This window comes from Apilactobacillus bombintestini (assembly GCF_003627035.1).
Classification (GTDB): Bacteria; Bacillota; Bacilli; order Lactobacillales; family Lactobacillaceae; genus Apilactobacillus; species Apilactobacillus bombintestini.
The window spans coordinates 880,603-902,155 of sequence record NZ_CP032626.1 but is presented as its reverse complement, the minus strand read 5'-3'; the positions used below and the strand labels follow the sequence as shown (position 1 = coordinate 902,155).

The window sequence follows — 21,553 nt, the reverse complement described above, 5'->3', positions numbered from 1 at the left end:
GAAAGGAAGGCAAAAATGAATTATCAACAAGCTTTAGAGTTTATTCATGGACGCCATCGATTTAAGAAAAATCCAGATTTAGAAACCATGAAATTGCTACTAAGTAAACTGGATAATCCACAGGAAGATATAAATGCCATTCATGTAGCCGGAACTAATGGAAAGGGATCTACAGTTGCCTATCTAAGAAATATATTTCAAGCAGATGGTAAAAAAGTAGGGACATTTACTTCACCATTTTTGATTCGATTTAATGAAAGAATAAGTGTTGATGGTAATCCGATATCTGACAGCGAATTAATTAAATTAGTAGAACAAATTAAGCCCATAGTAGAGCAACTAGATGTACAATTACAGAGTAGAGCACCTACTGAATTCGAAGTAGTTACTGCAATGATGTTTTTGTATTTTGCTAAACATCCAGTTGATGTAGTAATTGTAGAAGTTGGAATTGGTGGTTTACTAGACTCAACTAATGTATTGAATCCTAAAGTTTCAGTTATTACTACTATTGGAATGGATCATATGCAAATTTTAGGGGATACTTTAGAGAAAATTGCCTTTCAAAAAGCAGGTATCATTAAGGAAAAAACTCCAGTGGTTGTAGGAAATATTGCACCATCACCTTTAAATGTTATTAAAGAACAAGCTTCTAGTAAGCAAGCTCCTATAACAATTTTGAATCAACAATTTAAAACAACCAGCCACCGTACTAATACGGGATGGAAACAAGAATTTGATTACGAAGATGAAGATAGATTAATTCGACATTTAGTAATTAAAATGGTCGGTGATTATCAAATAGATAATGCTTCTTGTGCAATTAAAGCTTATATTGAATATCAACTACAAAATAGCGAAGATGTTAATAACTTTGCTATTTCAAATGGATTGTTAAATACGCAATGGGCCGGTCGCTTTGAAAGGGTTAATGATACACCGATAGTGGTATTAGATGGAGCACATAATATTGATGCTGTCCAAGAGATTAGTAAGTTAATAACTGAACACTTTAGAAATATAGATGTTCATATAATTATTGCTATTTTGTCTGATAAAAATTATATGGAAATGCTAAACACTTTAGGTAAGTTGTCTAATGTTCATATGACATTAACTGAATTTCAAGCATATGGAAATAGGAAAGCGGTTGATATGCCTAAAATTATTAAGAATATACAATCTGTTAACCCAGTTTCTTTTGAAAGTGATTGGCACATGGCTGTTGCCAAAGTGGCCAACGAAATGTCAGATGATGATATGATGTTGATAACGGGTTCATTATATTTCATATCAGATGTAAGAAAACTTTTTGTTACAAAGTAACAACTTTTTGATTAAATTTTTAAAAGATTAATGATAATTATACAAAAATCGTATACACTAGATAATGTTATTAAAATAAGAAAATAACTATGTTATACTAAAATGGTGAATTTATAAAATTAGCCCACCAAATGTATTATGAAGGGATGAAAAATTGTGTTTGGATTTGGAACTAAAAACATTGGAATTGATTTAGGTACTGCTAATACAATTGTTTACGTTGACGGTAAAGAAATTGTATTAAGAGAACCTTCAGTTGTTGCTAAAAACACTAAAACTGGAGAAATCGTAGCAGTAGGACAAGAAGCTAGAGATATGATTGGTCGTACTCCAGCATCTATTTCAGCAATTAGACCTATGAAAGATGGTGTTATTGCTGACTACGAAACTACTGTAACTATGTTGAAATACTACATTAATAAGACAGTAGGTCATGCAGCTGGTAAGCCATACGTTATGGTTTGTGTACCAAGTGGTATTACTGCAGTTGAAAAGAGAGCTGTTATTGATGCTACACGTGTAGCTGGTGCTAAAGATGCTTATGTCATTGAAGAACCATTTGCTGCAGCTATCGGGGCAGGATTACCAATTATGGATCCAACTGGTAGTATGGTTGTTGACATTGGTGGTGGAACTACTGATGTTGCTACTATTTCATTAGGTGGTATTGTTTCAAGCAGATCATTGCGTGTAGCTGGTGATCGTTTGAATGATGCTATTGCTGCATACATTCGTAAGAAGTACAACCTATTAATTGGTGAAAGAACCGCTGAAAAATTAAAGTGGGATATCGGTTCAGCTTCTATTGAAGCGGCAAAAGATATTGAAAACGTAACTATTCGTGGTAGATATCTATTAACTGGTTTACCAAAGAGTATTGAAATTTCAGCTGAAGATGTTGCTGAAGCTATTGCAGAACCAATTCAAGAAATTATTGGAACTGTTAAGGAAACTCTAGAAGAAACATCTCCTGAAATTTCAGCTGATGTAATTGATCATGGTATCGTATTAACTGGTGGTGGAGCTTTACTAAAGAACTTACCTCAAGTTATTTCAGAAGCAACTAAAGTTCCAGTTTCTATCGCTAAGAACCCGCTAGATTGTGTTGCAATCGGAACTGGTGAATCACTAAAAAGTATTGATATAATGAAGAGAAAATAGTTTAAATAAGCGGGGAGTTTAGCTTCCCGCTTATTTGCTAGTTGGAGGGTTGAATAATGCGTAAATTTTTCTCCAAAAAGAAGTGGTTTTCTGTAATACTAGTAGTCATAGTATGTTTGGGATTTATTTCTCTTTCAGTTTCTACTAGAAATAAGAAATCAATGCCACCTTTTATTCAACGCTTTGGTAATGATGTAGTGGGAATAGCTAATTGGACTATTGCAACCCCAGCAAATGCGTTAAGACATGGCGGCGAAACAATAAACAATTTGATTAACACTTATAAAGAGAATCAAAGACTAAAGACACAAGTTGAAAATATTGCTACTACCAAGGTTAGAGATCAAGCACTACAAAGTGAAAATGCTCAATTGAAACGTGAATTGGATATAAAAAACGGTTTAACTGATTATCATCCTATCGTTGCTGAAGCATTGATTAGAACTCCTTCCGCATGGCAAAACCAGTTTGTTATCAATAAGGGTAAATCTGCTGGAGTAGCAAAGAATATGCCAGTATTAGCTAGCAAAGGATTAGTAGGTAGAGTTATCGAAGTTAACAATTCAAATAGTAAAGTTGAATTAATTTCTGATACTGTAGATGCTGATGATAAGTTCTCAGTAGAAATTACTAATAAGAATGGCGATACTGTAAATGGTATTATTAATGGCTATGATCGTAAAAAGGGTCAATTAATTATGGGTCATTTGAATACTAAAGTTAAAATTAAAGTCGGCGATACTGTATCTACTAATGGTTTAGGTGGAGTAACACCTAAAGGATTATATGTAGGAAAGGTATCCAAAGTAACTACAGACGATTATGGTACAGCTTCCAAAATATTTGTAAAAATTCCTGCTAATATGAATGATTTAGAGGCCGTTACAGTAATTAATAAGATGTCATAGGGGTGAATATTATGATAGAACATTCTCCAGTTAAATATGTGTTTATTATAGGTTTGTTCATATCTTTCTTTTTAGATGGATCCATATCATTAATATTTAGTCATCTTTTATTCGGACACTTATTATTCGTTCCTAATATTACATTTATTTGGTTATTTTATAATATGTATTTCGTTAGTAGAATGGATATTCATGTTTTATGGTGGGCAGCTTTAGCTGGTTTATTATATGATTGGTATTATAGTGGAATTATTGGTATTTATGTATTAGCTTTCCCATTAGCTATTTATATTGGAAAGCTTTTATATAAATATCTTCCATATAATATATTGACAGCAATGCTAGAATTTGTGATTAGCTTTGCATTTATTAATTTTTTTGCATTTGCTTTAAATCGATTGATGAGTGTTACAAATATGGCTGGAAGCTTCTTTTTATCGCATGCATTTTTGCCTACGATAGCATTTAATCTAGTTGTATTTTTGCTGTTATATGTGCCTATTGGCGTTATGTTTGATCGAATTGAGTAAGAAGAGATAGAAGATAAGAGGAGTATCTGTTAATGCAATCTGTAGTACTTAAAGGAACCCAAGCGGGATATGAATTAATTATAAAAGAAAATGCAAGCATTCGAGAAATTCTAGTAGATTTGAAACAATTGCTAGATGGCTTGTCTGAAAAAAACAGTAATAGTGACGAAACATTACAATTAAATGTTCAAATGGGTAACCGTATAATGTCACAAGACGATAAAAATGATATTATTAAGTTAGTCAATGAACATGATAACTTATCAGTAGGTAGTTTCTTATCTAATGTAATTACTAAAGAAGAATCTAAAAAGATAATGGCTGAAAGAAACGTTGAAGTTATGAGCCGTGTTATAAGAAATGGTCAAGAAGTCAACGTCGATGGCGATGTATTGTTCTTTGGTAAAATTCATGAAGGTGGTAAATTATTTGCTACCGGAAACATCTTTAATATGGGAACAATTGAAGGAATTGTACAGGCTGGTTTTCCTGATAATGAAAACAAATTAATTATCGGAAATTTACATACTGCACAACAAGTTCGTGTCGGAGAACAATATGATATTGTTGATGACAAGCCCATTGAAGATTCCGCGAAGACGGTTATTTATGTAAATGATTTACATGTTTTAAGTTATGGTAAAATAAACAATCTAAAAGAGATTAATCCAAAATTCTTTAATCGAATTGGAGGCATTGAATAATGGGAAAAGCCATTGTAATTACATCTGGTAAAGGTGGAGTTGGAAAGACAACTTCAAGTGCTAATATTGGAATTGCTTTAGCAATGATGGGTAAGAGAGTATGTCTTATCGACTTAGATATCGGTTTAAGAAACCTAGACGTTGTTATGGGTCTTGATAATCGTGTTATGTATGATATTGTTGATGTGGCAACTGGAAGAGTTAAATTAGTTCAAGCATTAGTTAAAGATAAGCGCTTTGATGATTTATTATACTTATTACCAGCCGCTCAAAATACTGATAAAACTGCTTTAAATGAAGAACAAGTAAAAGGAATTGTTGATGAATTAAAGCCTGATTTTGATTACGTATTTATTGATTGCCCAGCGGGAATTGAACAAGGATTTGTTAATGCCGTATCTGGTGCTGATGGCGCTATTGTAGTTACAACTCCAGAAATATCTGCGGTTAGAGATGCTGATCGTGTAATTGGATTATTAGAACAACATCCATTGCAAGAATCACCAAAATTAATCATTAACCGTATTAGAAAGTCATTAATGGAAGACGACAGTTATATGGATGTTGATGAAATTACTACTCATTTAGGAATTGATTTATTAGGAATTATTTTAGATGATGATAAAGTAATTAGTACTTCCAATAGTGGTAAATCTATTGTTATGAATCCTGATAATCCAACAGCGCAAGGATACCGTAATGTCGCTAGAAGATTAGAGGGCGGAACTGTCCCATTAATGAAGATTGATTTAGCTAAACCAAGCTTCTGGGAAAGATTTAAACATTTATTTAGTCATAAACATAATTAATATAGATTGATTTAATTGTAAAATTAAGTTATTCTATATATTAATATTAAAGACATTGATCAGGAATGTATTTATTTATAAATCAAAGAGAGCTTAAGATTGGTGAGATTTAAGCATTTATTTTAAATATTCACGCCTGTGAGTTGTTATTCTGAACGTAAATAGGAATTTCCGGTGTAATCCGTTATCTTCGAGTCTTTGACTCACTGAGCTATTTTGCGCGAGCAAGGTAGAAAATTAGGTGGCACCGCGTTTATAACGTCCTTTTGGCATATTGCTGAAAGGACGTTTTTTTACATAGGGAGGAAAGTTAGATGCAATATATTTTAGAGATACTTCCGTCATTGTTTTCGGGGGTAGTAACAACATTAGAAATTTTTATTTTAACCATCATATTATCTATTCCTTTAGGAATATTAGTTTCATTAGCATTAACTGCAAAAAAACTTATTAGAGTAATTTTTGAATTTTACGTATGGATTATGCGTGGAACTCCATTGTTATTACAATTAATCTTCATTTTTTATGGATTGCCAATTATTGGAATTGTTTTCCCAAGATTTGAAGCTGCTTTAGTAGCATTCACCTTAAATTACGCAGCTTATTTTGCTGAAATTTTCAGAGGTGGATTTCAATCTATTCCTGACAACCAATTTGAAAGTGCTAAGATGCTTAGATTAAGTAAATGGCAAACCTTAACTAAAGTGGTTATTCCACAAGTCGTAAAGATTGTTTTACCATCAATTGGAAATGAAGTAATCAACTTAGTAAAGGATTCATCTTTGGTTTACGTAATAGGTATAGGTGATTTACTACAAGCAGGAAATATTGCAACAGCACGTGATGTTACATTGGTTCCACTAATTTTAGTAGCTGTATTTTATTTAGCATTAACAGCTGTATTAACAGTGGTATTGAAGAAAGTAGAACAACACTTTGACTACTGGAGATAGGGGGTAAATATATGTTTGAAGTTAAAAACTTAAATAAAAGTTTTCAAGGTAAAACTATCATCAAGGACACTAGTTTACGAGTACAAGATGATGAAATATTAGGGATAGTTGGACCATCCGGAGCCGGAAAAACTACATTGTTAAGATGTATAACTGGGTTAGAAATAGCTGATTCTGGGGAATTCTATATTGATGGCAAGAAGTTTGATCCTACTGATGATTCACAATCAGTTATTGGTGTAGTATTCCAAGATTTTGGATTATTTCCTAATTTAACTGTAATGGAAAATATAATTTTAGCTCCCCAATTAGTTTTGAAAAAAAGTAAAGAAGCGGCTAAAAAAGAAGCCCAAGTATTAATAGATAAATTGGATTTAACTGGTAAAGAAGATTTGTACCCATACCAATTATCTGGTGGTCAAAAACAACGTGTTGCTATCGTGAGAACCTTGGCAATGCATCCAAAAATTATTTGTTATGATGAACCTACATCAGCACTTGATCCTAGATTAAGTGAAGAAGTAGGAAAGATTATTCTTGATTTGAAGAAACAACATATAACTCAATTAGTAGTTACTCATGATACCTCATTTGCAAAACAAGTATCTGACAAAGTGAAGGAAGTTAAACCTTTTAAAGAGGGGGAATAATTAATGAACTTTAAGTTGCCACGCATTATAAAAGCTGCGGGTGTGGTATTGATATTATCAATTATCTTAACTGGCTGTACCTCCGTTACAAAGAAAGCAGACGTTCATGATAATTGGAATACTATACAAAAGAAAAAGAATGTAGTTATTGGTTTGGATGTAACTTTTGTTCCAATGGGATATGAAAACAAACAAGGTAATATTACCGGCTTTGATGTGGACTTAGCTAAAGCAGTGTTTAAAGGATCAGGTATTAAACCAGTATTTCAGCCTATAGATTGGTCAATGAACGTTACTGAATTGCGTAATACCACTATAGACTTAATATGGAATGGCTTTTCTGTTACTCCAGAAAGAAAAAAAGTAGTTAACTTTACCAAACCATATCTTTCTAATGACCAAGAACTAGTATCTTTAAAATCATCACATATAAATCAATTTAAGGATATGAAAGGTAAATATCTTGGTGTACAAGGTGGATCATCTGGTTTAAATGACATAAATGACCAACCTAAAGTTTTAAAGCAATATATTAAAAAACAATCTCCAATCTTATATAATTCCTTTACTAATGCTTTCATTGATTTAAATCATGGGCGAATTAGTGGATTATTAATTGATAGTACCTATGCTAATTACTATATTGCTCATCAACCTAATCCAAATATATACAAAGTAATAAGTGGTAAATTCCCACAAGAACAATTTGGTGTTGGTGTGCGTAAAGGTGATAAGAAACTAAGAAATTATATTAACAAATCTCTAGATAGATTAGCTAAAAATGGTGAACTAAAGAAGATTTGTCAAAAATGGTTTGGAAATCGTTATAAAACACCATTGTTAAAATTAACTAACAAGAAAAATTAGAGGTGGATGTTTTGTTTAAAAAACTATCAAATGGTGTGGGAATTAATGTAATTCCTACGCAAAAATTTAAAACAATATCGTTTACGTTTGATTTAATTAGTCCGGTTAAAGAGGAAAATTTCGCAAAAAGAGCAGTTTTAGCTCAATTATTAGAAACTAGCAATTCTGATTATCCTTCCCAATCTAAATTGGCTCGTCACTTGTCAGCAATGTATGGAGCTAGCTTTGGAACCAATATTTTAAGATATGGTAATTTATCTATTTTAAGAATTAATCTAAGTATTCCTAATCCTCGTTATGTAGATGGTCAAGATGATTTATTAAAACATGCTATTGAATTTTTATATAGTGTAGTTTTTAAACCTTTAGCAAACGATGATCATTTTGACGATAAGACTTTTAATCTTCAACTTGCTAACATGAAAAAATATGTTGCATCTATTCCTGATGATAAACAATATTTGGGTTCTATAAAATTAAAGGAAATGTATTTTAAAAATTGTCCTAGCCGAGGAAATTTCTTATTTGGAAAAGTTAGTGACTATGATGAACTAACTTCTTCTAATGAATATGATTATTATCAAAATTGTATAAACAATGACAATATGATTGTTTCAGTTATTGGGGATGTCGATGTTAATTCAATTTATGAATTATTCGGCAATTTTGAAATAACTAATAGAAAAGATATTTATGAAATTGAACCATTAAGAAATAACCAATCTACTAAAAAAGTTGAAAGTGTGACTCAAAGGATTACTTCATCACAAAGTTACCTTAACTTGGGATATAATTTACCAGTTTTCTTTGATGATGATAATTTTATGGCAGCAATAATATTTAATGCTGTTTTTGGTGGTACTCCACAATCTAAATTATTTAAAAATGTAAGAGAAAAGAATAGCTTGGCATATTATGCAAATAGTATTTATAATTCCATTAATGGTTTTATGATGGTTAGTGCTGGTATAGATTATAAGAACAAAGACAAGGTCATAGATATAGTAAACCAAGAATTAGAAAATATTAGTAATGCTCTTGTTGATTTAGAAACTTTAAATAACATTAAATCAGAGATGATCAATGCAAAAATGGCTGTCTTAGATAGTCCAAGACAAAGCATGGAACAATCATTTGTAAACAGCTTATTAGGCAGAAATTCTGATTATCAACAATGGGTAGAACGAGTTAAAGCAGTTTCTATAAATGATATTGCTAACGTTGCCAAAAAAGTTCAACTAAATTCAGTATTCTTTTTAGATGGGCGGATGTAAAATGAAAGTTACTAAGTATGAAAAGTTTAATGAATGTATTTATACTGATGAATTAGATAATGGTCTTTCGATAGCAGTAATTCCGAAGAAAGATTTTCATAAAACTTTTGCCACATTATCTACTAAGTATGGATCCATTAATCGAAATATTGGAGATAAGACTTATCCAGCAGGTATAGCACATTTTTTAGAACACAAGATGTTTGATAAAAAAGATTATGATGCCATGGATTTATTCTCCGAATATGGTGCTTCTTCAAATGCATTTACTAGTTTTAACAAAACTAGTTATTTATTTTCTACTACTGACAAAGTAAAAGAGAATTTAAATGTATTACTAGATTTCGTGCAAGATCCTTATTTTGATGCCAAAAAGGTGGAAAAAGAAAAGGGGATTATAGGACAAGAAATCAGCATGTACGATGATGATCCAGGTGCGGTGTTGTATTTTAAAACCATTCAGAACATGTTTCCTGACACACCATTAAATGTAGATATTGCAGGTACAGCTGATTCTATCGATAAAATTACAGTTCAAGATTTATATGACTCATATAATCATTTCTATCAACCAAGTAATATGCAACTTACAGTTGTGGGAAATGTAAAACCAGAAGAAATTTATCAATGGACAAAAGACAATCAAGATAAGAAAACTTTTGAGGACCGTAAACCAGTTGAACCATATACAATTTCATCTAATCAAATTAATCCAAGTGTTATAAATCATATGGACGTGATTAGACCTAAGGTAGCAATTGGAATTAAAGGTGGTTCAAAATATAATGGCAATTTAAGATATGAATTAGCTATATCCTTGTTACTGGAACTATTATTTACAGAAGGTTCTCCAATTTATGAAAAACTTTATGATCAAGGAATTATTGATGATTCATTTGGGTTTGATTTTGATTGTGAAGATCAATTTAACTTTGCTATCATCGCAGGTGAAACTGATAAAGCAGATTTACTTGTGAAAAACATTAAAAATATTTTGTCAGATTTCGAAGAACTATTAAGTCATTCACAAAAAGAATTCGAATTAATGCAAAAAGAAGAAATTGGACAACATATTTCAATGATGAATTCGATAGAAACCATTGCTAATAATATTGGAAGTTCTGATCATAATTATGCTAATTTATATGATGAAATTGAGATTATACAGTCATTAACATTAAATGATTTAATTGATTTCGGTAAAAAATTCATAAATGTTGACAACACAGTAGTTAATATGATTTTACCTAAAAATAATTAGAGATAAATTTAGTTTATAATGAGAATTATGATATACTTGAAACGTAAAAATAATGATAAGTGGAGTAATTTTTATGGAAAATAATAAAGGAAAACAAGTAGAAATTGGTAAGTCACTACATGATGCACGTGTTGCTAAAGGATTATCCTTAGATGACATTCAAAAGACTACCAAAATTCAAAAGCATTATCTTGAAGCCATTGAACAAGAAAACTTCGATGAACTTCCTGGTGATTTTTACGTTCGTGCTTTTATTAAACAATTCGCTGATACAGTTGGAGTTGACGGTACAGAATTGTTGAACGAACATGATGAAGATTTGCCAGATACCCAAAGTCCTGAATATGAAGAAACTGTTTCAGGGGATAACTTTAGTAGACGTATTGCTGACAGCAATCGTGAACAAAAGCGTGATTCATTGCGTAAATTAATTCCAACTGCTGGAATTGTAATTGGAATAATTATTGTAGTTTGCGTAGTTTGGGGTGTAGTCGTACATACAAATAATTCATCACAAACTAGCATCAGTAGCAGCTCAGTTTCAGTTACTGGTTCTTCAGAAACTTCTAGTTCTGTAAAGAAGAATAAGAAACCAGCAAAACAAAAGAGCAAGAAAGCCAAAACAACAATTAAAGAAGTTAGTGCTACTGAATACAATGTTAAGGGTGCAAAAAAAGCCAACACAGTTAACTTAAAGGCTTCTGACAGAGCATGGTCATCAGTAACAGTTGATGGCAAGCAAATATACCAAGGCTCCTTAATGGCTGGTAACAAGAAAGATATCAAGTTACCTGAAAATGCTAAAAAGGTAGTTATTTCACTTGGTAATGTTAGAGGTTCTAAGATTGATGTTAACGGTACTGAATTGAAGTTAGACAAGAACACACCTTTAACAGCTCAATTAACATTGAACTTTAATAAATAATAAAAGGGCTTTATAAGCCCTTTTTTGATTGAATTTGGAGGAAAAATAATGAATTTACCTAATAGATTGACACTTATTAGAATCTGCATGATTCCACTATTTATTTTATTGTTATCATGTTCTATTAATATGGGAGTTGTAGTTTGGCTAGGAACTACTATCCAAATTACTAGAATTGTTGCTGCAGTTATTTTTGCAGCTGCATGTATAACTGATTTCTTGGATGGACAAATAGCTAGAAGACAACACTTAGTTACGAACTTTGGTAAATTTGCTGATCCTTTAGCTGATAAGATGATTGTTATGTCTGCCTTCATTATTTTAGTTTCATTTGGTTATGTCCCAGCATGGGTTGCAGCAGTAATTGTTTGTCGTGAATTGGCAGTTACAGGTTTAAGATTGATAGTTGTTGAAAATGATGGAAAGGTAATTGCAGCTGCATGGCCTGGTAAAATTAAGACATTTAGCCAAATGCTATCTATCATATTATTACTACTAAACGATTTTCTATACATTCCTTTTGTAGGCGTTGGTATAGGAACTGTTTTACTATATGTATGCTTGTTCTTTACTGTTTACTCAGGTGCTGAATACTTTATTAAGAGTCGTTCCATCTTTTCTGATTCTTTTGAATAAACTAAAATTTCGTTTACTTAGTTTGGAAGAGGAGAATTATTTATGAAATTTGATACTTCTGTAGTTAACAAATTAATTGATAAAGACATTACTATAACTGGTGCAGAAAGCTTAACAGCAGGGATGTTTCAATCTACCATAGGTAGTGTACCTGGAGTTTCAGCTATCTTTTCTGGTGGCTTTGTCACTTATTCAAATGAAGCTAAAGCTAGTTTGTTAGATATACCAACTGAAGTTATTAATACCTACGGGGTAGTTTCTAGTGAAGTTGCTGAATGGATGGCAAAACAATCTAAGAAGAAAATGGGAGTAGACGTCGGTGTATCATTCACCGGTGTCGCAGGTCCAGATAGTCTAGAAGGAAATCCAGCAGGAACTGTATATATAGGAATTGATTATTTAGATCATAAAACTTTTGCTAAAAAATGTTTGTTTGATGGAAATAGAGAATCTGTTCGTGAACAGTCTGTTGCTATGGCACTAAAAATGATTGAAGCAGAATATAAAAAATAATACGAACTTTTGTTCTGTTTTAGCTTGCTTTTTTCAAAATACATTAGTATAGTATAAATATAGATTGATAAGAAAAGGGAGGTCATTGAATGGCTGATGAACGTAAAGCAGCTCTTGATGGAGCTTTAAAACGAATTGAAAAAGAATTCGGTAAAGGTTCAATCATGAGAATGGGTGATCGTGGAGATACCAAAATTTCCACAATTCCTACTGGTTCACTTGCACTAGATAATGCTCTAGGTGTTGGTGGTTTTCCACGTGGAAGAATTGTAGAAATCTATGGACCTGAAAGTTCTGGTAAAACTACTATTGCTCTACAAGCAGTTGCCGAAGTACAAAAACAAGGTGGAACTGCTGCATATATTGATGCTGAAAATGCATTGGACCCAGTATACGCAACTAATCTAGGTGTAAATATTGATGACTTACTATTATCACAACCAGATACTGGTGAACAAGGATTACAAATTTGTGATGCTTTAGTTTCCAGTGGTGCTATTGATATTGTAGTTGTTGATTCTGTTGCTGCATTAGTTCCAAGAGCTGAAATTGAAGGTGAAATGGGTGACGCTCACGTTGGTTTACAAGCACGTTTGATGTCACAAGCACTTCGTAAGCTTTCTGGTTCAATTAACAAGACTAAAACAATTGCATTATTTATTAACCAAATTAGAGAAAAAGTTGGGGTTATGTTTGGTAATCCTGAAACTACTCCTGGTGGTAGAGCTTTGAAGTTCTATTCAACTATTAGACTTGAAATTAGAAGAGCTGAACAAATTAAAGACGGTACTAATATTATTGGTAACCGTACTAAGATCAAAGTTGCCAAAAACAAGGTAGCTCCTCCATTTAAACGTGCCGAAGTTGACATTATGTACGGTGAAGGTATTTCCCAAACTGGTGAACTTGTCGACATGGCCGTAGAAAAGGATATTATTGATAAAGCAGGTTCATGGTACTCATACGGTGATGAACGTATTGGTCAAGGTCGTGAAAATGCTAAGAAATACTTATCCGAAAATCCTGATAAAATGGACGAAATCAATAAGAAGGTCCGTGCTGCTTATGGTATGGGCGATGATGATGACGAAAACAAGTCAGAAGAAACTGAAGATAAGTCTAAAGAAGACAAATAAGAAAGAGCCGAAAGGCTCTTTTTATTTGTCTAAACGGTATAGATGAGTTGACACTTTCACTAGTAAAATTTAAAATATAGTAGTGCTGACTTTGTTAGTACTGTTTAATGAACAATTTAATTACAATAAGATGATGTGGAGGTGCAATAAGCCTATGACTTATTTATTACCTATAATCCTCGCAATCATCGCTGCTTTTGTGATTGGAATTCTTGTGGGTACAGTATCTAATAAAAAGATAGTTGATAAGAAATTATCAAAGGCTCACGAGAGTGCACAAGATATTTTGGAAGATGCTAAGCGACAAGCTCAAACTTCAGCTAAAGAAGCAATTCTGGAAGCTAGAGAAAAGAGTAACCGTTATCGTTCTAGCATTGAAAAAGAAATTAAGCAAAGAAGAGTTGAAGTACAACGTCAAGAAAATCGTTTGATCCAAAGAGAAGATTCTTTAGATCGTAAAGACGACGCTTTTGATAAACGTGAAGGTTCTTTGAATCGTAGAGAAGAAAAGCTTAATTCCAACCAAAAAGAACTTGAACAAAAGCAACAGCAAGCCGATGCGCTAGTTAAACAACGTCAAGTAGAGTTAGAACGTATTTCTTCACTTTCACAAAAAGAAGCACAAGATTTAATTATTAGCGAAACTAAGAATGAATTAGCTGATGAACGTGCTAAGATGGTGAAGGATAGTTATAATCTCGCTCGTAAAGAATCATCTGAAAACGCCAAGAATCTGGTGATTGAAGCTATTCAACAAAGCGCTGCAGATATTGTATCCGAAACTACAGTTTCAGTTGTAAATCTTCCTAATGATGACATGAAGGGAAGAATTATTGGTAGAGAAGGTAGAAATATTAGAACCTTCGAAACTTTAACTGGAATTGATTTAGTTATTGATGATACTCCTGAAGCGGTTGTATTGAGTGGATTTGATCCAATTAGACGTGAAGTTGCTAAGATGGCTTTGGAAAGTCTAATTAAGGATGGTAGAATCCATCCTGCTAGAATTGAAGAGATGGTGGAAAAAAGTCGTCGAGAACTTGATGAAAAAATTCAAGAAATTGGTGAAGAAACTGTATTCGATTTAGGAATTCATTCTATGAATCCTGAAATGATTATGATGATTGGTAAATTGAAGTTTAAGATTTATCGTGGTCGTAATGTTTTGAACCATTCTATTGAAGTTGCGAAGTTGTCAGGAGTCTTAGCTGCCGAATTAGGTGAAGATGTCGTACTAGCTAAACGCGCAGGATTATTGCACGAAATTGGTCGCTCTGCTGATAATGAAATTGAAGGTTCACATATTGAACTTGGGGTAGATTTAGCTAAGAAGTTTAAAGAAAGCCCTGTAGTTATTGATTCAGTTTCATCAGATATTGATGGAAATGAACCTAAATACATTATTTCTGAGTTAGTAAATATTGCAAACAAGATTGCAAATGCTAGACCAGGTGCAAAGAGTAAATCTCTTGAGAGCTTTGTTCACCGATTGGAGAGCTTAGAAGCTATTAGTGATAGCTTTGATGAAGTCCAAAAGAGTTATGCTATTCAAGCTGGACGTGAAATAAGAGTGATTGTTAAACCAGAAAAAGTTTCTGATACTCAAGCAGTTGTTTTAGCTAGAGATATTAAGAATAAGATTGAAGAGGATATGGAATATCCTGGTCATATTAAGGTTACAATTATTAGAGAAGTTAGATCAATTGAATATGCAAAATAAAAAAAGGCCTTGGGCCTTTTTTATTTTAGTTAAAACGGTGTAAAATTATAAGTATAATATTAACGAATTGAGGAAAAATATGAAGATTCTATTTTTAGGTGATGTGGTAGGAAATATAGGTGTAGATAAGGTTAGCCAATATTTACCTATTTTAAAGAGAGATTATAAACCACAATTAACAATTGTTAATGGAGAAAATGCGACATCTTTTGGACGTGGTATTAATAAAAAAGTTTATAAAGAAATTATGAATGCTGGAGCCGATGTTATTACTTTGGGAAACCATGCATGGAATAATGAAGAAATATTTGATTTTATTGATGATACTGAAAAATTGGTTCGTCCATTAAACTTCCCAGGAAAAAATGTTCCGGGAAGAGGTTATACTATTGTTAATATTAACGGTAAGAAATTGGCTGTTATTAATTTACAAGGCCGTATTTTTATGGATCCTATTGATGATCCGTTTGCTGAAGTAGATGAATTAGTCAACAAATTAAATCATGAAGTTGATTATATTTTTGTTGATTTTCATGCGGAAACTACCAGTGAAAAAAGAGCGATGGCTATGTATCTTGATGGTAGAATTTCTGCATTGGTTGGTACCCATACACACGTACAAACTAATGATAATCAAGTCTTACCTAAGGGAACTGCATTTATTACAGATGCCGGAATGTGTGGACCATTTGATAGTGTGTTAGGAATGAAATATGAAAATATTATTCATCGTTTCTTAACACAACGTCCAACTAGATTTGAAGTAGAAACTTCTGGAAATGGAATTATTTCCGGTTGTGTAATTGATTTACGAGATGATGGAACTGCTAGATCTATCAAGAAAATTTTAATTAATCCTAATAATCCATATCAAGGCTAATTTGAGGGGTAGTGAATTAAATGACTAAAACAGCAAAATTGACACCAATGATGGAACAATATCAAAAGGTGAAGGATAAGTATCCGGATGCCTTTGTTTTTTACCGCTTAGGTGATTTTTATGAAATGTTTAATGATGATGCCGTAAAAGGTGCACAGATATTAGAGCTAACTTTAACATCTAGAAGTAAAAGCGCTAAAAATCCTATACCTATGTGTGGTGTCCCTCATAAAGCAGTAGAAACATATATCGATACCTTGATTGATAAGGGGTATAAAGTAGCCATTTGTGAACAAATGGAAGATCCTAAGTTGGCTAAGGGAATGGTTAAAAGAGCGGTTACTCAATTAATTACTCCTGGTACTAGAACTACTATGGGTGCCGAAAATGCTAAGGATAATAACTATTTGACCGCTATTGAATATACACAAGGAAAATACGGTTTTGCTTATGCAGAGTTATCCACAGGTGAATTAAAGACTACAGTTTTATCTAGTATTGATAGCGTTGTAAATGAATTAATGATGCTACAAACTAAGGAAGTTATTGTAAATGATCAAATAAAAGATCGCGATGTAAAAATTATTAAGAAGTTGGGTATTTTAGTATCTCATCAAGAAGACAGCAAATCTGTCGAATCAATGGAATACCTTTCTGCTAATTTACAAAGTGACATTGAAAAAGCTGTTATTCATCGTTTAACCACTTACATTACTGATACGCAAAAACGTAGTCTATCACATATGAAAGCAGCACAACCTTATCAACCTGCTGAATTCTTAAAGATAGATCATAATTCACAATACAATCTTGAATTAACTAAAAACATTCGAACTAATAAAAAATCAGGCAGTCTATTATGGCTTCTTGATGAAACGAAAACCGCTATGGGTGGCCGTAAGTTAAAAGAATGGATTGATCATCCATTAGTAAATAAAAATACAATTTTATCGCGTCAAAATTCTGTAGATGATTTATTGAATCATTACTATGAACGTAGTGAAATAGCTGATTTATTAGTTAAGGTATATGATTTAGAACGTTTAGCTGGTAAAGTTTCATTTGGCTCCGTTAATGGAAGAGACTTAGTACAATTAAAAACATCATTACGTCAAATTCCTAAAATTAAGTATGTATTGGATGAAATGGGTTCAGATTCATTCGCTGATATTGATGCTGATTTAGATCCAGTAGAGGATGTAGCTGATTTAATTGAAGATGCCATTATTGATGAACCACCACTTTCTGTTACTGATGGAGACATAATCAAAGATGGATATAATGAAGTCTTAGATAAATATCGAGATGCCATGAATAACGGTAAGCAATGGATAGCAGAATTAGAAGATAAAGAACGTAAAGCTACTGGTATAAATAACTTGAAAATTGGTTATAATCACGTTTTTGGTTACTATATTGAAGTTTCTAAGGCAAACTTAAGTAAATTACCAGAAGACAGATATGAAAGAAAACAAACACTAACCAATGCAGAAAGATTTTCTACTCCTGAACTAAAAGAAAAAGAAAAACTAATTATTGAAGCACAAGAAAAATCTAAAACACTAGAATACGAAATTTTTAGTAAGATAAGAGAAGTAGTAAAGAAAGCCATTCAAAGACTTCAAACAGTGGCTAGTGCAGTTTCTAGTTTGGACGTCTTGCAAAGCTTTGCTGCAGTTTCCGATGAATATCGTTTGGTAAAACCTAAACTAAATGAAAATCATGAATTAGAAATTGTCGATGGACGTCATCCAGTAGTTGAAAAAGTAATGGGACATCAATCATACGTTCCTAATGACGTTAAGATGGATCCTAAGACCAATATTCTTTTAATTACCGGGCCTAATATGTCAGGTAAAAGTACTTATATGCGTCAATTAGCTTTAAGCGTTATTATGACGCAAATAGGTTGCTTTGTTCCTGCTAAGTCAGCAAATATGCCTATTTTTGATCAAATATTTACTAGAATTGGTGCTGCTGATGATTTAATTTCTGGTCAAAGTACATTCATGGTGGAAATGCAAGAATCTAACAATGCTATTCAAAATGCTACTGAAGATAGTTTAATTTTATTCGATGAAATTGGTAGAGGTACTGCTACTTATGATGGAATGGCACTTGCACAATCTATCATTGAATATGTTCATAATCATATTCATGCTAAGACACTTTTCTCTACTCATTATCATGAATTAACAGAACTTTCTAAATCATTGCCAGAGCTAAAAAATGTTCATGTAGGGGCAGTTGAGAAGAATGGTGAATTAGTATTCTTGCACAAGGTTAAGTCTGGAGCTGCTGATAAATCATACGGGATTCACGTAGCTAAGCTAGCAGGATTACCAGATTCACTACTAAATCGTGCAGACAACATCTTAAATGATTTAGAAAATGCTGATAAAAGCAAAAATATTAGCAATGATAAAGTTAAAGATGATTATGATACAGAAAATACCACTGCAGAAGAAAATAAAACGGTGGAATTAACTAATAATGCTGAGCCAGCAGAATTATATACTGATGATAATCAAGAACAACAATTATCTTTATTTAAGGACGAAGAACCAGTAAAAAATAATAAAAAACCTCATGATAATAATCCAATCCTAAAAGAGATTAAAGAGTTAGATTTAATGTCTAAAACTCCTATGGAAATTATGAATGAAGTTTATAAATGGAAACGTGAAATGGATAATAAGTAGGAGGTTTTAATCTTGCATAAAATACATGAATTATCTTCAATCTTAGCTGATCAAATTGCTGCTGGAGAAGTGGTAGAAAGACCAGCTTCAGTGGTAAAAGAATTAGTAGAAAATTCTATTGATGCTAATAGTACACAAATAGATATTAACGTCGAAGATGCAGGATTAAAGAGTATTGAAATTATTGATGATGGAATAGGTATAGCTCATGATGACGTGGAATTAGCATTTAAGAGACATGCTACTAGTAAGATTAGTAATCCACGTGATTTATTTAGAGTACATTCTCTAGGTTTTCGTGGTGAAGCTCTTCCATCTATTGCATCCGTTTCAGATGTATTATTAAAGACTTCTACTGGTGATGAAGGTACCGAAATTCATATTCGGGGTGGAAAAACGTTAGAAGTTAAACCTGCCGAAGCAAGAAGAGGTACTAGTATTTTAGTAAAGGATATCTTCTTTAATACACCTGCAAGATTGAAATACATGAAAACCATTAAAACTGAATTGTCTAAAATTTCAGATATAGTGGATCGATTAGCAATCGGTCATCCAGATATTGCATTCTCTTTAGTTCACAACCATAGGGAAATATTACGAACTTCTGGTCGTAATAATTTGCAACAAGTTATTGGTGATATATATAGTGCAAAAAATTTAAAACGAATTATCAAAATTGATAATCAAGACGATGATTTTAAAATAGATGGATATGTTAGTTTGCCAGAATTAACTAGAGCTTCCAGAAATTACGTTACTATCACATTAAATGGTAGATATGTTAGAAGTAATGCCATTTTTAAATCTATCATAGATGGTTATGGTTCTAAGTTAATGGTTGGAAGATATCCTATAGCAGTATTGAATATAAAATTAGATCCTACATTAACCGACGTAAATGTACATCCAACTAAGCAAACAGTCCGTATAAGTAAGGAAAGACAATTATGCGATTTGATTTCTAATACTATTTATAACACTATATTCAAGAAAAATTTGATTCCGGAAGTAATGACAAGAGATCGTGCTGTTAAGCCAAGATACAGTAACGAACAATTACAATTTCAACTTAATCAGATTTCTAGAGAAAATAAATCGGACTATGTGGATGAATCATTTAGTGATAATGATTTATTAAACGAAAATCATGAAAATAATTATGATGAGTTTAATCATAATGATGAAAATGATGTTGAATTAGAAAATGTAGATGATGTAATTAAGATTACTAGTTCCGATCAATTAAATGATTCCGACGTTATTAATTTTAAGAATAAATATACAGAAGAAGCATTGCCATTTGGAAATCAGAATACTGAAAAAGAGGTTCAAGAAGATACTGACACTGTAAGATTTCCTAGATTAGTATATATAGGACAACTTCATGGTACTTACTTGTTGGCAGAATCAGCTGATGGAATGTACATCATCGATCAACATGCGGCGCAAGAAAGAATCAACTATGAACGTTTTAGAACTGAAATTGGTGAGGTATCTGACGACCAACAAAAGTTGCTAGTTCCGTTGGTTTTAGATTACCCTAATAGGGATGCACTAATTATTGAAGAAAATATAGATGTATTAAAAGATGTTGGTATTAATATTGAACCGTTTGGAAAAAATAGTTTTGTAGTTAAACAACATCCAACTTGGATTCCCGAGGGACAGGAAGAAGAAACTATAAAAGAAATGATTGATTGGGTGATTCAAAAGAAGAACATTTCTATTGCATCATTTAGAGCACAAACAGCTATTATGATGAGCTGTAAACGTGCTATTAAAGCAAATCATCATTTAGATAGAGCACAAGCAGTGCATTTAATTGATGAACTATCCACAGTTAATAATCCATTTAACTGTCCACATGGTCGTCCTGTTTTAGTTTCATTCTCTAATACAGATATGGAAAAAATGTTTAAGAGAATTCAAGACCCACACAGTCATAATAATTTTATGTAAATGAGGAAAAGATATGTTTGAATATTTAAAAGGAATTATAGAAGATGTAGAACCTGGATATATCGTTATTGATGTTAATGGAGTCGGGTATTTAGTTTATACAGCTGATCCATATCAATATGATATTGATAGTGAAAAAAAGGTAAAAGTTTTTATTCACCAATCTGTCACAGATTCGTCACAAACTTTATATGGCTTCGCTAGTAAAGAAATTAAGAGCATTTTTGAAAAATTATTGAATGTTTCTGGTATTGGACCTAAGAGTGCTTTAGCTATTTTGGCCGGTAATGATCCTAAATCACTACTAAACGCAATTAATTCAGAAAACGTAAGTTATTTAACTAAGTTTCCTGGAGTGGGCCAAAAGACAGCTAAGCAAATTATTTTGGACTTGAAAGGTAAATTGGATGATATCGCTCCATCATTATTTGATGATTTCGATAGCATTGAAAAGCAAGCCAAGAAACAAGATACTAATACTGAATTAGAAGATGCATTGCAAGCATTAGCAGCTTTAGGATATACTAGTCGTGACGTTAAGAAAGTCAGAAAAGAATTAGAAGCTAAAGATCCAATGAGTACAGATGAATACTTAAGTAATGGATTGAGAATATTAACACAATTTTAAGGAGGGAAAAT

The 21,553-nt window shown here is 32.3% G+C and carries 20 protein-coding genes and 1 other annotated feature; all 20 genes read left to right on the top strand.

Annotation, left to right across the window (positions count from 1 at the left end):
- Positions 1-15: 15 nt before the first annotated feature.
- On the top strand, positions 16-1,326 hold the full coding sequence (locus D7I45_RS04495; protein ID WP_120784542.1) for a bifunctional folylpolyglutamate synthase/dihydrofolate synthase: 1,311 nt from the start codon (positions 16-18) through the stop codon (positions 1,324-1,326).
- A 156-nt stretch (positions 1,327-1,482) separates the two neighbouring features.
- The gene (locus D7I45_RS04490; protein WP_120784541.1) at positions 1,483-2,487 is read left to right on the top strand and encodes a rod shape-determining protein; all 1,005 of its coding nucleotides are present in this window, start codon (positions 1,483-1,485) and stop codon (positions 2,485-2,487) included.
- Positions 2,488-2,543: 56 nt separating this feature from the next.
- The gene (gene mreC, locus D7I45_RS04485; protein WP_120784540.1) at positions 2,544-3,395 is read left to right on the top strand and encodes a rod shape-determining protein MreC; all 852 of its coding nucleotides are present in this window, start codon (positions 2,544-2,546) and stop codon (positions 3,393-3,395) included.
- 11 nt (positions 3,396-3,406) lie between these two features.
- Entirely contained in the window at positions 3,407-3,925 is a 519-nt protein-coding gene (gene mreD, locus D7I45_RS04480; RefSeq protein WP_120784539.1) for a rod shape-determining protein MreD, read from the top strand.
- A 32-nt stretch (positions 3,926-3,957) separates the two neighbouring features.
- The gene (locus D7I45_RS04475) at positions 3,958-4,629 is read left to right on the top strand and encodes a septum site-determining protein MinC (RefSeq protein WP_120784538.1); all 672 of its coding nucleotides are present in this window, start codon (positions 3,958-3,960) and stop codon (positions 4,627-4,629) included.
- Entirely contained in the window at positions 4,629-5,438 is an 810-nt protein-coding gene (gene minD / locus D7I45_RS04470) for a septum site-determining protein MinD (RefSeq protein WP_120784537.1), read from the top strand. Before D7I45_RS04475 ends, minD begins: the two co-directional genes overlap by 1 nt.
- A 46-nt stretch (positions 5,439-5,484) precedes the next feature.
- Positions 5,485-5,707 (top strand) — a binding site (T-box leader).
- 45 nt (positions 5,708-5,752) lie between these two features.
- Positions 5,753-6,391 (top strand): amino acid ABC transporter permease, encoded by a 639-nt coding sequence (locus tag D7I45_RS04465; protein WP_120784536.1) that lies wholly within the window; start codon positions 5,753-5,755, stop codon positions 6,389-6,391.
- Between the two features lie 11 nt (positions 6,392-6,402).
- Positions 6,403-7,041, top strand: coding sequence for an amino acid ABC transporter ATP-binding protein (locus tag D7I45_RS04460; protein WP_120784535.1), 639 nt, complete (start codon positions 6,403-6,405; stop codon positions 7,039-7,041).
- A 3-nt stretch (positions 7,042-7,044) separates the two neighbouring features.
- A complete protein-coding gene (locus D7I45_RS04455; RefSeq protein WP_120784534.1) occupies positions 7,045-7,908 on the top strand; it encodes an amino acid ABC transporter substrate-binding protein in 864 nt (287 codons plus the stop codon).
- Positions 7,909-7,919: 11 nt separating this feature from the next.
- Entirely contained in the window at positions 7,920-9,182 is a 1,263-nt protein-coding gene (gene yfmF, locus D7I45_RS04450; protein WP_120784533.1) for an EF-P 5-aminopentanol modification-associated protein YfmF, read from the top strand.
- A gap of 1 nt (position 9,183) precedes the next feature.
- Positions 9,184-10,443: an EF-P 5-aminopentanol modification-associated protein YfmH gene (gene yfmH, locus D7I45_RS04445; protein ID WP_162924095.1), complete on the top strand. Its 1,260-nt coding sequence runs from the start codon at positions 9,184-9,186 to the stop codon at positions 10,441-10,443.
- A 73-nt stretch (positions 10,444-10,516) separates the two neighbouring features.
- On the top strand, positions 10,517-11,368 hold the full coding sequence (locus tag D7I45_RS04440) for a helix-turn-helix domain-containing protein (protein WP_162924094.1): 852 nt from the start codon (positions 10,517-10,519) through the stop codon (positions 11,366-11,368).
- A 48-nt stretch (positions 11,369-11,416) separates the two neighbouring features.
- Positions 11,417-12,004, top strand: a complete 588-nt coding sequence (gene pgsA / locus D7I45_RS04435) for a CDP-diacylglycerol--glycerol-3-phosphate 3-phosphatidyltransferase (RefSeq protein ID WP_120784530.1) — start codon at positions 11,417-11,419, stop codon at positions 12,002-12,004.
- 42 nt (positions 12,005-12,046) lie between these two features.
- Positions 12,047-12,517, top strand: coding sequence for a nicotinamide-nucleotide amidohydrolase family protein (locus tag D7I45_RS04430; RefSeq protein WP_120784529.1), 471 nt, complete (start codon positions 12,047-12,049; stop codon positions 12,515-12,517).
- A gap of 89 nt (positions 12,518-12,606) precedes the next feature.
- Complete coding sequence (gene recA / locus D7I45_RS04425) at positions 12,607-13,653, top strand: recombinase RecA (RefSeq protein WP_120784528.1); 1,047 nt, start codon at positions 12,607-12,609, stop codon at positions 13,651-13,653.
- Between the two features lie 154 nt (positions 13,654-13,807).
- A complete protein-coding gene (rny, locus tag D7I45_RS04420) occupies positions 13,808-15,373 on the top strand; it encodes a ribonuclease Y (RefSeq protein WP_120784527.1) in 1,566 nt (521 codons plus the stop codon).
- 79 nt (positions 15,374-15,452) lie between these two features.
- Positions 15,453-16,253 (top strand): TIGR00282 family metallophosphoesterase, encoded by an 801-nt coding sequence (locus tag D7I45_RS04415; protein ID WP_120784526.1) that lies wholly within the window; start codon positions 15,453-15,455, stop codon positions 16,251-16,253.
- 20 nt (positions 16,254-16,273) lie between these two features.
- Positions 16,274-18,955, top strand: coding sequence for a DNA mismatch repair protein MutS (mutS, locus tag D7I45_RS04410; RefSeq protein WP_242446885.1), 2,682 nt, complete (start codon positions 16,274-16,276; stop codon positions 18,953-18,955).
- A gap of 12 nt (positions 18,956-18,967) precedes the next feature.
- A complete protein-coding gene (gene mutL, locus D7I45_RS04405; RefSeq protein ID WP_120784525.1) occupies positions 18,968-20,914 on the top strand; it encodes a DNA mismatch repair endonuclease MutL in 1,947 nt (648 codons plus the stop codon).
- Between the two features lie 13 nt (positions 20,915-20,927).
- Complete coding sequence (gene ruvA, locus D7I45_RS04400) at positions 20,928-21,542, top strand: Holliday junction branch migration protein RuvA (protein ID WP_120784524.1); 615 nt, start codon at positions 20,928-20,930, stop codon at positions 21,540-21,542.
- The last annotated feature ends 11 nt before the right edge of the window (positions 21,543-21,553 follow it).